At 63.8% G+C, this 11,891-nt stretch carries 15 protein-coding genes and 1 tRNA gene; 14 read left to right on the top strand and 2 right to left on the bottom strand.

Features of this window, described 5'->3' with window-relative positions; all coding sequences use genetic code 11:
* Positions 1–86: 86 nt before the first annotated feature.
* Positions 87–161 (bottom strand) — tRNA-Thr (locus WCJ41_RS17015).
* Between the two features lie 94 nt (positions 162–255).
* Between WCJ41_RS17015 and WCJ41_RS17020 the strand changes: the two genes are divergently transcribed.
* From WCJ41_RS17020 to WCJ41_RS17055, 8 genes are all read left to right on the top strand, one after another.
* On the top strand, positions 256–423 hold the full coding sequence (locus WCJ41_RS17020; RefSeq protein WP_336907030.1) for a hypothetical protein: 168 nt from the start codon (positions 256–258) through the stop codon (positions 421–423).
* 90 nt (positions 424–513) lie between these two features.
* Positions 514–1,800, top strand: coding sequence for a UDP-N-acetylglucosamine 1-carboxyvinyltransferase (gene murA, locus WCJ41_RS17025; RefSeq protein WP_336907031.1), 1,287 nt, complete (start codon positions 514–516; stop codon positions 1,798–1,800).
* Positions 1,801–1,805: 5 nt separating this feature from the next.
* Positions 1,806–2,237: a DUF2948 family protein gene (locus WCJ41_RS17030; RefSeq protein ID WP_336907032.1), complete on the top strand. Its 432-nt coding sequence runs from the start codon at positions 1,806–1,808 to the stop codon at positions 2,235–2,237.
* Between the two features lie 33 nt (positions 2,238–2,270).
* Positions 2,271–2,750: a UPF0262 family protein gene (locus WCJ41_RS17035; protein ID WP_336907033.1), complete on the top strand. Its 480-nt coding sequence runs from the start codon at positions 2,271–2,273 to the stop codon at positions 2,748–2,750.
* Between the two features lie 9 nt (positions 2,751–2,759).
* Complete coding sequence (locus WCJ41_RS17040; protein WP_336907034.1) at positions 2,760–3,206, top strand: arsenate reductase ArsC; 447 nt, start codon at positions 2,760–2,762, stop codon at positions 3,204–3,206.
* A gap of 102 nt (positions 3,207–3,308) precedes the next feature.
* Entirely contained in the window at positions 3,309–3,671 is a 363-nt protein-coding gene (locus WCJ41_RS17045) for a DUF6481 family protein (protein ID WP_336907035.1), read from the top strand.
* A gap of 129 nt (positions 3,672–3,800) precedes the next feature.
* A complete protein-coding gene (locus WCJ41_RS17050; RefSeq protein ID WP_336907036.1) occupies positions 3,801–4,241 on the top strand; it encodes a hypothetical protein in 441 nt (146 codons plus the stop codon).
* 155 nt (positions 4,242–4,396) lie between these two features.
* Positions 4,397–5,620 carry a CaiB/BaiF CoA-transferase family protein gene (locus tag WCJ41_RS17055; RefSeq protein ID WP_336907037.1) on the top strand — a complete coding sequence of 408 codons (1,224 nt, stop codon included), beginning with the start codon at positions 4,397–4,399 and terminating at the stop codon, positions 5,618–5,620.
* Between the two features lie 355 nt (positions 5,621–5,975).
* Here the strand turns inward: WCJ41_RS17055 and WCJ41_RS17060 are convergent, their stop codons facing one another.
* Positions 5,976–6,404: a YidB family protein gene (locus tag WCJ41_RS17060; protein ID WP_336907038.1), complete on the bottom strand. Its 429-nt coding sequence runs from the start codon at positions 6,402–6,404 to the stop codon at positions 5,976–5,978.
* Between the two features lie 127 nt (positions 6,405–6,531).
* Here WCJ41_RS17060 and WCJ41_RS17065 point away from each other — a divergent pair, with 127 nt between their 5' ends.
* The 6 genes from WCJ41_RS17065 (at position 6,532) to WCJ41_RS17090 (ending at position 11,815) form a co-directional block, all read left to right on the top strand.
* Complete coding sequence (locus tag WCJ41_RS17065; RefSeq protein ID WP_336907039.1) at positions 6,532–6,789, top strand: GlsB/YeaQ/YmgE family stress response membrane protein; 258 nt, start codon at positions 6,532–6,534, stop codon at positions 6,787–6,789.
* A 106-nt stretch (positions 6,790–6,895) separates the two neighbouring features.
* Entirely contained in the window at positions 6,896–7,195 is a 300-nt protein-coding gene (locus WCJ41_RS17070) for a virulence factor (protein ID WP_336907040.1), read from the top strand.
* Positions 7,192–8,151 (top strand): methyltetrahydrofolate cobalamin methyltransferase, encoded by a 960-nt coding sequence (locus WCJ41_RS17075; protein WP_336907041.1) that lies wholly within the window; start codon positions 7,192–7,194, stop codon positions 8,149–8,151. Before WCJ41_RS17070 ends, WCJ41_RS17075 begins: the two co-directional genes overlap by 4 nt.
* A gap of 52 nt (positions 8,152–8,203) precedes the next feature.
* Complete coding sequence (locus tag WCJ41_RS17080) at positions 8,204–10,246, top strand: ASKHA domain-containing protein (protein ID WP_336907042.1); 2,043 nt, start codon at positions 8,204–8,206, stop codon at positions 10,244–10,246.
* A 126-nt stretch (positions 10,247–10,372) separates the two neighbouring features.
* Positions 10,373–10,621 (top strand): hypothetical protein, encoded by a 249-nt coding sequence (locus WCJ41_RS17085; RefSeq protein WP_336907043.1) that lies wholly within the window; start codon positions 10,373–10,375, stop codon positions 10,619–10,621.
* Between the two features lie 108 nt (positions 10,622–10,729).
* The gene (locus tag WCJ41_RS17090) at positions 10,730–11,815 is read left to right on the top strand and encodes a Xaa-Pro peptidase family protein (RefSeq protein WP_336907044.1); all 1,086 of its coding nucleotides are present in this window, start codon (positions 10,730–10,732) and stop codon (positions 11,813–11,815) included.
* Positions 11,816–11,891 lie beyond the last annotated feature (76 nt).

Below are 11,891 nucleotides of genomic sequence, written 5' to 3' on the forward strand. Positions count from 1 at the left end.
CGATGATTGCTTGGGCACCTAAGAGATAGCGCAATAGTAGCACACCACTTTGGTATGCTACACCGATCCGCTAAGTGCTTGAAAAATGGTGCTGCCAGGGGGAATCGAACCCACGACCTCTCCCTTACCAAGGGAGTGCTCTACCACTGAGCTACGGCAGCGCGCCAATGAAGCGGGCGGACACATGCCACAGTGGGAGGGGTTGCGCAACCCCGTCGGCTTGACGAAGCGGCCGCGCGGCCCGAAAACCCTGCCATGACTGGACAAAAGCCCTCCTCCGACGCGCGCAAGGCCCGCCTTGCCAAGGCGCTGAAGGCCAACATCGGCAAGCGCAAGGCGCAGGCCCGGGCGCAGGAGAAGGCCCGCGAGAGCGGGCCTGAGGCCCCGGAGGAGCCCGCCGACGAGGATGGTTGCCCCAATTGAGCCATCTGTGCTTGTTAGCGCCCAAACCGGGGCAGGTTGCTGGTTCTTGGGAGTGATTCCCGGGCCGCCTGCACAGCAGGGGAACTAGAGATGGATCGTATCCGCATCCGCGGTGGCAACCGACTGAACGGCAGCATTCCGATTTCGGGCGCCAAGAACGCGGCCTTGCCGCTGATGATCGTGTCGCTGCTCACACCGGGCACGCTGACATTGTCCAATGTCCCCCGCCTCGCCGATGTGCGCCTCCTGCAGCGCATCCTGCAGAACCACGGCATCGACATCACGGTGGCCGGCAAGCGCGCCAGCCAGACCGGCATGGGCGACGTCATGCACCTCTCGGCGAAAGACATCGTCGACACCACCGCACCCTACGACCTCGTCTCCAAGATGCGCGCCAGCTTCTGGGTGCTGGGGCCGCTCCTCGCACGCTGCGGCGTGGCGAAGGTGTCGCTGCCCGGTGGCTGCGCCATCGGCACCAGGCCCGTCGACATGCACCTCATGGCCATGGAAAAGCTCGGCGCCGAGATTGCCATCGAAAATGGTTATGTGCTGGCCTCGGCGAAGAAGGGCCTGAAGGGCGCCCACATCGTGTTCGACAAGGTCTCGGTCGGCGCCACCCATGCGGCCCTCATGGCTGCCGTGCTGGCAGAAGGCGACACCATCATCGAGAACGCGGCCTCCGAGCCCGAGATCGGCGACGTGGCCGAGTGCCTCGTCAAGATGGGTGCGAAGATCGAGGGCATCCACACCGCGACGCTGCGCATCAAGGGCGTCACCAGTTTGCAAGGCTGCGAGCACAGCGTGATCGCGGACCGTATCGAGACCGGCACCTATGCCATGTGCGTGGGCATGACCGGCGGCGACGTGCTGCTGCAGGGCGCCAATGCCAATCACCTGGGCGCCGTCATCGACGTGATGCAGCGCGCCGGCGTCGACGTCAAGGTCAAGAACGACGGCTTGCGCATCCACCGCAACGGTGCCGCACTTGAGCCGGTGCGCGTCGACACCGAGCCCTTCCCCGGCTTCCCCACCGATTGCCAGGCGCAGCTTATGGCGATGATGACCATGGCCCATGGCACCTCGATCATCCGCGAGACGATCTTCGAGAACCGCTTCATGCATGTGCAGGAGCTGGCCCGCCTCGGCTCCGACATTCACCTCCACGGTGACACCGCTGAAGTGCGCGGCGTGAAGAAGCTGACGGGTGCGCCCGTCATGGCCACCGACCTGCGCGCATCCGTGTCGCTCGTGATTGCCGGGCTTGCCGCCGAAGGCGAGACGATGATCAACCGCGTCTATCACCTCGACCGTGGCTTCGAGACGCTGGAAGACAAGCTGCAGGCCTGCGGCGCCGACGTCGCGCGCATTTCGGGTTGATCCGGATGCTCCGCCTCACAGCACTCGACACCGAAGACCTCGCCATCATCTCCGCCCAGATGCAGGACGCAGTCCTGCTGGCCGGCGACCTGACCTATGACCCGAAGCGCAAGCAGTTCGTGGCGCTCGCCAATCGCTTCGCCTGGGATGACACGCAAACGCCGCAGCGCCGCCGCACCGGGCTGCACTTCGACCGCGTGCTGTCGGTCAAGACATTGAACATGAGCCACCTCGAGAAGGACGAGGTGCTCTCGCTCCTCTCCGTCACCTTCGCCGAGCTCGACGCGCCCTCGGGCGAAGTGCTGCTCACCTTCTCGGAAGGCGCCACCATCCGGCTTTCGGTTGAATGCCTCGAAGCCCAGATGGCCGATCTTGGACCCGCCTGGGCCGCCGTTGCCGTGCCAAGCCATCCACTGGACGAAGAGGACGTCCCCTAGCCTCAAGGGCCCGGGCGCGGCTATTCTCCCGCCATGACGGACAAACCGAAAACGCGCCTCACCGCGATCGAGCTCGACGCCACCATCGGCCCTGGCCCCTCGCCGGAGGCCGAGCATGAGCGCCGCGTCGCGATCTATGACCTGGTGGAAGAGAACAGCTTCACGCTGCTCACCAACCCGCAGGGCCCCTATCTGCTGCGGCTTTCCACCGCCGATGGCCGGCTGATCTTCGACGTGCTGAACGAGACGGAGGAGCGCCTCACGCTGATCGGGCTTTCCATGTCGCCCTTCCGCCGCATCGTGAAGGACTACTTCATGATCTGCGAAAGCTATTACGAAGCGATCCGCACCGCGACGCCAAGCCAGATCGAAACCATCGACATGGCGCGGCGCGGCCTCCACAACGAAGGCAGCGAACTGCTGAAGGAGCGCCTCAACGGCAAGGTGGACGTGGACTTCGATACCGCGCGCCGCCTCTTCACCCTCGTCTGCGTCCTGCACTGGCGGGGCTAAGCACACGTCGTGGCGGGAGACCTTCCCAGCGCCGTCCTCTTCGCCTGCACGCAGAACGTCATCCGTTCGGTGATGGCCGCTGCCATCATGAAGCATTTCTACGGCCAGCGCGTCTATGTCGCCTCCTGCGGCGTGCGCCCCGGCGTGGCCGATCCCTTCGTCGCCACCGTGATGGACGAGATGGGCATCGACCTTGGGCGTCATCGCCCGCAGAGCTTCGAGGACCTCGAGGACTCGAGCTTCGACCTCGTCATCTCGCTGTCGCCCGAGGCCCACCACCGGGCGCTGGAAATGACCCGCACCATGGCCATCGACACCGAATACTGGCCTACCATGGATCCCTCCATCACGGCGGGCAGCCGCGAGCAGATCCTCGACAGCTACCGCGAGGTGCGGGACCAGCTGGTCCGCCGGATCAAGCAGCGCTTCGGGTCGCTTTCGGCAGGCGGGGTGTGATCCTCCTTGCGTCGGCCACCATTCCTGGGAAACGACACTTGTCCCGGTCGTGCATCGCCAATCCTTGTGGATGGCGAGACCGATAGCTGATAGCGATGGCAGATGAAAAAATCAGACACCTTCGCCGATCGCAGACAGGAAGCAGAGGCGGCCAAGAACCGCCGCGTGGAAAAGTTCAAGGCAAAGCCAGATCAGGCCAATCCGGAAGCCGCCGCGCGAACAATGGCACGGCAAGCGGAAAGCGCTGCACGGGCCGAACGCAAGGCAGCCGTCGATCTCGAGAAGAGACAGAACGCAGAACGGATCAGGATTGAAGCAGACGCAGCGGCTGCTGCAAACCGCCTGGCCAAGGATCAGGAGCTCCAGAGGGTCGCTCAAGACGCGGAAGCGCAGTCGATCCTGGATGAAGCTGCGCGCAAGGCGAAGCGCGACGCACGCTATGCCAGCCGCAAGTCGAAACCTTGAGGTGATGTTCGGGCAGTGACGCCTGAACGGGCTGCATCAAGCATTTGAGCCCGAAGGAATACAGCAAGGTCGCGGCCACCCTAGCCACTCGCCACCCTTTGGTCCTACACTGCCGCCATGCACCTCGACATGAAGACGGCAGAAACCATCCTCACGGCCCGGCTCGGCACCATTCCCAATGCGGCAGAGATCGCCTGGGCTACCATCTGGCTCGAAGCCTGCGGCTATTCCGGCGTGAAGCTGCTGGGCGAGGCGCTGAAGGACGAGCGCCGCACGCTTGACCTCACGCGGGACACGCTGGGCATCGACATGCAGGAGGTCTCCTGTGCCTTCCTCGCACCTGCCATCATGCGTGACGTCCACGCCAATGGCCGGGCCTTCCTGCGCAATGTCCGCCACGGCCTCTACCTGCTGCCCTTCACTGTGCGCGACAATATCGGGCTCGGCTGCCCGGTGGACCCGTCCTTCGCAGTGGGCGGCGAGCGCCACAAGAACCCCTATGGCGAGAAGCTGGCCCTCGCCACCGCCGACGGGCTGGAAATCGACGACGAAGCCTGGGCGCAGATTTAATTTACGATCCGGAATCTTCGTCATGCCAGCGAAAGCTGGCACCCAGCTTTCTGTCCACCTGCCCTGTGCCCTAGGCTGGGCCCAGCTTTCGCTGGGGTGACGGCTTCAGGGAATTGGACTATTGAACCCAAGCCCTTTATTCTCACGGAGCCATCATGTCAGGTCCACTCGCCGGTCTTCGAGTCCTCGACATGAGCCGCGTGCTCGCAGGGCCATGGGCCACGCAGATCCTTGCCGACTTTGGTGCGCAGGTGATCAAGGTGGAGAAGCCGGGCGAAGGTGACGACACGCGCGGCTGGGGCCCGCCCTTCATCACCAATGCCGATGGCTCGAAGGGCGATGCCGCCTATTTCCTCTCCACCAACCGCGGCAAGTGGTCAGTGGAGATCGACATGGCGACTGCGGAAGGCCAGAAGCTCATCCGTGAGCTTGCGGCGAAGTCCGACATCGTGATGGAGAACTTCAAGGTCGGCGGCCTGAAGAAATACGGCCTCGACTATGAGAGCCTGAAAGCCGTCAACCCGCGCCTCATCTATTGTTCGCTCACCGGCTTCGGCCAGACGGGGCCTTACGCGCAACGCGCCGGCTATGACTTCATGATCCAGGGCATGGGCGGCATCATGTCGGTGACGGGCCAGCCCGACGGCATGCCGGGTGCTGAACCCATGAAGATTGGCGTGGCCTTCGCCGATATCTTCACCGGGCTCTATTGCACCATCGGCATCCAGGCTGCCCTGTACCACCGTGAGCGCACCGGCGAGGGCCAGCACCTCGACGTGGCGCTGCTCGATTCTCAAGTTGGCGTTCTCGCCAACCAGGCGCTCAACTATCTCGTCGGTGGCACGGCGCCCACAAGGCTTGGCAACGCGCATCCCAACATCGTGCCCTACCAGACCTTCGCCACGAAGGACGGCCACATCATCATGGCGGTGGCGAACGACCGTCAGTTCAAGGAATATTGCGCCATCCTCGGGCTGGCGCATCTGGCGGAAGACGAGCGCTTCAAGCTCAACCGCGGCCGCGTGGTGAACCGCGCCGAGCTGATCCCCATGCTGGTCGAACCGATGAAGACCCGCACCACGGCGGACTGGGTCGCAGCCTTCGAGAGTGCGGCGATCCCCTGTGGACCCATCAATTCGATCGACCAGGTCTTCGCCAATGAGCAGGTGCTGGCGCGCGGCCTTCAGATCGGGCTGACGCGCGATGATGGCGTGCAGGTGCCGGGTGTCGCCAACCCCATCGTCTTCTCCGAAACCCCCATCCAGTACGACAAGGCCCCGCCGCGCCTCGGCGACGGTACGGAAAAGGTCTTGCGCGAGGAACTGGGGCTTGGGCCGGAGGAGATCGCACGGCTGCGCAAGGCCGGCGTGATCGGCTGAAACGTCTTCTCCCGCTCCTTCAGCGGGAGAAGAAGGGACCCGTTGCGGAACGCAGCGGGGAGATGAGGGGACACCACGCAGGCCGGAGACCGCTTGCCCTCACCTTCCCCTTCCTCTCCCGCTGCGCGGGAGAGGACAAGGCCGCACCTCTCCCATAGGCATGACGGCAATTGCGGGCCGGAAGTCAGATTCACGATGTCAATCAGCAGCAGGCACGTTGAGGAAATCATACCTAGCATGGGCGCAACCTAAAGTCAAGGAAAATGATCCTGTAATGGGTTTCGTGCCCCGGCGCGCGCAAAAAAATGCCCGGGACGAGCCCGGGCATCTTGTCGTCAGGACGATGCGTCAGCGCTTATGCAGCGCCTTCGCGCGAGCCGGGCGGCAGGTTGCCGCCCGGCGTCATGTGGTCCACCGCCTGCGGCAGCACGGCGGAGAGGCGCTTCAGCAGTTCGGCACGGGAAAGTCCGGTTTGCTGGGCCAGCGTGTCGAGCAGGTCCGGGCCGAGCGCCTGGCCCATCTGGTCCTCGTCGACGGGCTCGTTCTGGCCGGTCGAAACCCAGCTGTCAGCCTGCTTGCCGAGGCCGGAATTGCGGAAGTGCTCGACCAGGTCGCCGAGGCCGCCGGTGGCGGCGCCGCCCGGCAGGGCCTGGCCGGCGCCAGCCGGGGCGGTAGCACCCCCCTGCATGTTCTTGACAAATTCCCCAATCTTTTCACGGTTTTGGTAGCCGGCGACGGCCACCAGACCCAGCAGGGCGGCGAGGGAAGGCATGCGGTTTGACATGTGGCGCTCCAGGTTTATGGTCTGCTTCAGGTGACCCCGGTCACCCGGGTTGCAAGGGGGCTCAGGGAACGGAAATTTCCCCTCGCCGTTTGGTAATCCATTTCCTACTCAACCATAGGGGACGTTGATGTCAATCATTTGGACAATCATCATCGGATTTGTGGCGGGAATCGTCGCCAAGTTCCTGATGCCGGGGCCGAACGAGCCGCAGGGCTTCGTGCTCACTGCCATTCTCGGCATTGTCGGTGCCTTCGTGGCCACCTGGCTTGGCCAGGCGCTGGGCTGGTATGGCCCGGACCAGGGTGCCGGTTTCATTGGGGCCATTGTCGGCGCCATCATCGTGCTCGCCGTCTGGGGCATGATTTCCAAGAACCGCCGGGCCTGAACCGGACGCCAATCGGACAAGGGCGGGACGAGGCTTCGTCCCGCCCTTTTTCATGTCGCTTTCAGGCTATCGGTCCGATTTCGGACCGGGCATACAACGGGCCATCATGGCCAATCTCATCATCACCTACTGGCGCGACATTCCTTCCGCGGTTTCGGTCAAGATCGGCCGCAAGGAGGAAAAGCGCATGCTCGCCGACCGTTTCCAGGAAGCGATCGACATGGCCGCCATGCGCGGCGGCGCCTCCGATACCGACAGCTACCTCGCCGACTGGCGCCGGGCCGAGCCCCAACCCGTGGGTGACGACCTGCTGGCCGAAGTCGAGGCCGCCAAGGCCCGGATCGAGGCCGAATTCACCCAGGACACGCTCAAGACCCTCATCGCCAACGGAGGCAAAGCCCAATGACCCATACCCTCGTCGCGTCCGCCACGCGTGAGCACATCATCGGTTTCGACAAGCCCTTCACCGTCATCGGTGAGCGCATCAACCCCACGGGCCGCAAGAAGCTCGCGGCTGAAATGCAGGCCGGCAACTTCGAGACCGTCATCAAGGATGCCCTCGCCCAGATCGCTGCCGGCGCCCACATCCTCGACGTCAATGCCGGTGTCACTGCGGTGAACCCGAACGAGACCGAGCCGCCGCTGATGCGCCAGACGCTGGAGATCGTCCAGTCGATCTGCGACCTGCCGCTGTGCATCGACTCATCCGTCACCTCCGCTCTCAAGATGGGCCTCGAGACCGCCAAGGGCCGCCCGCTGGTGAATTCCGTCACCGGCGAGGAAGAGAAGCTCGAAGCCATCCTGCCGCTGGTCGCCAAGTACAACGTCGCCGTGGTCGCCATCTCGAACGACGAGACCGGCATCTCGGAAGATCCGGACGTGCGCTTCGCCGTCGCCAAGAAGATCGTCGAGCGCGCCGCCGACTATGGCATCAAGCCGCATGACATCGTGGTCGACCCGCTCGTCATGCCGATCGGCGCCATGGGTACGGCCGGCCAGCAGGTGTTCCGCCTGGTGCGCCGCCTGCGCGAGGAGCTGAAGGTCAACACCACCTGCGGCGCCTCCAACGTCTCCTTCGGCATGCCGAACCGCCGCGCGCTGACGGGCTACTTCCTCGCCATGGCCGCCAGCCACGGCATGACGTCAGCCATCATGAACCCGCTGCACGACGAAGACATGCACGCCATCTTCGGCGCCAACGTGCTGAACGGCACCGACCGGAACTGCAAGTTCTGGACGAACAAGTTCCGCGAGATGACGGCAGCCCCGTCGGCCGCCGCGCAGGCCGCAGGCGAGATTTCCTCCAACGAGGACATCGAAGCCCGCCGCAAGGCCCGCGAAGAGCGCCGCCGCCGCAGCTGATCACCTACCGAACACGCCCCGTAATGAGGGGGCTCTTTTCAGGACGTTCCAAATGACCGAAACGAACCCCCTCATCGTCTTCACGCCGTCCGGCAAGCGCGGCCGCTTCCCCGTGGGCACGCCAGTGCTGCAGGCCGCACGCGCGCTTGGAGTCGACATCGACTCGGTCTGCGGTGGCCGCGCCATCTGCGGGCGCTGCCAGATCAACGTGGGCGAGGGTGACTTCGCCAAGCACGGCATCACCTCGACCGCTTCGCACGTCTCCGGCATCACCAAGGTCGAGGAGCGCTATGACAAGATCCGCGGGCTCCCCGCCGGGCGCCGCCTGTCCTGCCAGACGCAGATCCTCGGCGACCTCGTCATCGACGTGCCGCCCGAATCCCAGGTCCACAAGCAGGTCGTCCGCAAGGAGGCCGACACCCGCGCCATCGAACTCGATCCGGCCACCAGGCTGTGCTTCATCGAGGTCGAAGAGCCGGACATGCACAAGCCCTCGTCTGACCTCGAGCGCGTCTACAAGGCGCTGCACGACCAATGGGGCATCGACAACCTGTCCTGCGATCTCTCCATCATTTCGGACCTGCAGAAGACGCTGCGCAAGGGTGAGTGGAAGATCACGGCAGCGGTGTTCAGCCGCGCGCCGGGCGGCGGCAACCGCCTCGTCGCCATCTGGCCGGGTTTCCATGACAAGCTGTTCGGCATCGCCATCGACGTGGGCTCCACCACCATCGCCGCACACCTCACCAATCTCTCAACGGGTGAGGTCACGGCATCTGCCGGCCTGATGAACCCGCAGATCCGCTTCGGCGAAGACCTGATGAGCCGCGTCTCCTACGTGATGATGAATCCGGGTGGCGAAAAGGAAATGACCGTCGCCATCCGCCAGGCGCTGAACACCCTGGCACAGGAAGTGGCGCATCAGGGCGGCATCGAACTCTCGGACATTCTCGAAGTGGTGCTGGTCGGCAACCCCGTCATGCACCACCTGTTCCTTGGCATCGACCCCACCGAACTCGGCGGTGCGCCCTTTGCACTCGCCACCGGGCTTGCCGTCACCTGCCCGGCGAAGGAACTGGACATGCATCTCAACCCCGGCGCCTGGGCCTATATCCTGCCCTGCATCGCGGGCCATGTGGGTGCCGACACCGCAGGCGTCGTGCTCTCGGAATCCCCGCATGAGCAGGACGAGATTATGCTGGCGGTGGACGTCGGCACCAATGCCGAGATCGTGCTGGGCTCCAAGGCCCGCCTGCTGGCCTGCTCGTCTCCCACCGGGCCTGCCTTCGAGGGTGCGCAGATTTCGTCAGGCCAACGTGCTGCACCCGGTGCCATCGAGCGCATCCGCATCAGCCCGGAAACGCTGGAGCCGCGTTACAAGGTGATCGGCTGCGACTTGTGGTCGGACGAAGACGGCTTCGAGGAAGCGATCGCTGCCACCGGCGTCACCGGCATCTGCGGCTCCGGCATCATCGAGGCGATTGCCGAGATGTATCTCTCGGGCGTCATCAACCAGGATGGTTTGATCGATGGTTCGCTGGCCGAGCGCAGCCCGCGCATCGAACCCCACAAGCGCACTTTCAACTATGTGATCCGCGCGCCACGCGAAGGCGGCAACGAGCCGCTGATCCGCGTGACGCAGAACGACGTGCGCGCCATCCAGCTCGGCAAGGCGGCACTTTATGCCGGTGTGCGCCTGCTGATGGACAAGCTGGGCATCGAGCAGGTCGGCAAGATACGCCTCGCCGGCGCCTTCGGCAGTCACATCGACGTGAAGTACGCGATGATCCTTGGACTGATCCCCGATTGCGATCTCTCGAAAGTGCAGAGTGCAGGCAACGCCGCGGGCACGGGTGCTCGCATCGCGCTCTTGAACATGAAGGCGCGTGACGAAATCGAAAGCGTCGTCCGCCGCATCGAGAAGATCGAGACGGCGGTGGAACCGATGTTCCAGCAGCATTTCGTCGAAGCCATGGCCATTCCGCACAAGACGGCTTCTTTCCCGCAATTGTCGAAGGCGGTCACATTGCCGCCAACGAAGGATGTCATCACCACGGGCGATGACGGCGGTGAGCGCAGGCGGCGCAGGCGTGGCTAATCAGCCACTTCCGGGTTAGAATAACTTAGGATTGCCTCTGGCGGTTTTGCAATGTAAGCAAGCTGTATCGACAGCCCGAGAGCCACAGTCGCTTTCTGCCGCTCTCCCATAAATAGCGGAACAAAAATGGCACTTTCCAAGAGACAGATTGCCTATCTCAACAAGATCATCGCCACGGCCCAGAAGATGCTCGACACCGCGCATCTTGAGGATAGCCGCTCCGGTGGTGGACAAAAGCGCCACCGCCGCTCGGCTGTGGAAGCCGAAAAGATGCGCGCCGACATCCTTGCCAAGCGTTCCAAGGGCGTTCCAGCCACCAAGCTTGCTGAAAAATACGGCGTAAGCACCGCATATATCTACATGATCAAGGAATAGCGGTCGCTCGCTCCCGCATACTTACACAGCCAAGTTGCAACTCATGCAACTTGGTATTTGATGATGAAAACCTTTTCTGCAAATTAGCGCAACCCAATGCTCATACCTTTGATTTCTGTTCTCGCGCGCACCGGGCTCGATGCTCTGGTGCTGGTGCCCGGTGCAAATTTCCGGCGCGTCTTCAACAAGGACTTTCACCAGATGGAGCGCCCGCTCGCGGTGATCGTACCCCGCAAGGGTGAGCCGGTCGCCGTCGTGCCGCATCTTGAAATGGGCTCCTTCGCGCCCATCGGGTTCCCCGGCAAGGTGTTCCCGTGGCGGGACGAGGCAGGCTACATGGGCGCCTTCATGGCCGCCGGTGAGGCTTTGCCTCAGCTGCGCAAGAGCACGCGCATCGGCGTGGAGGGCCAGCGCATGCGGGTTTTCGACCTTTTCGCCCTGCAGCAGGCATTGCCCGGCGCGGAGTTCGTCGACATCCACGGCGAGATTTCGAGCGTGCGGCTGCACAAGACGCCGGCCGAGATCGAGCTGCAGCGCAAGGCCATTCAGATTTCGGAGGCAGCTCTCGAAGCGACGCTCGTCGAAATCAAGGTCGGCATGACCGAGACGGAGGTCGAGGCCATCCTGCTGCGCAACCTCTTCTCGCATGGCGCCGACGGACTGTCCTTCGCGCCCATCGTGGCGGCGGGCGACAATGCGGCGAAGCCTCATGCCCATGCGCGGCCCGACTACCACCTCAAGCCGGGTGACGCGCTGCTCATCGATTATGGCGGCACTTACCAGGGCTACGCCGCCGACATCACCCGCACCTTCTACGTGAAGGAGGTGTCCGACTATGATCGCGCCTTCTACGAGACGGTGCTGGCCGCCAACACGAAGGGCCGCGAGATCTCGCGCGCCGGGATCACCGCATCCGACGTCGACGACGCGGTACTCACTGTGCTGGAGCAATCGCAATTCGCGCAGTTCTGCCGCCACAAGACGGGCCATGGACTGGGGCTGGACGTGCATGAGGCACCGCAGATCATGCGCGGCAACAAGGAAGTCCTCGAACCCGGCATGGTGTTCACCATCGAGCCCGGCCTCTATCGCGACGGCGAGTCCGGCGTGCGCATCGAGGACGATGTGGTGGTGACTGAGAATGGCATCGAGTGCCTGACGTCCTTCCCGCGCGACTTGCGCATCGTGGGCTGAAGGCTCCGCTCACCTCAAGAGTTCATCATCGCCGGGCTTGTCCCGGCGATCCTTTTTGGTGGCCCGGAAAAGAATG

This window comes from Aestuariivirga sp. (assembly GCF_037139295.1).
Classification (GTDB): Bacteria; Pseudomonadota; Alphaproteobacteria; order Rhizobiales; family Aestuariivirgaceae; genus Aestuariivirga.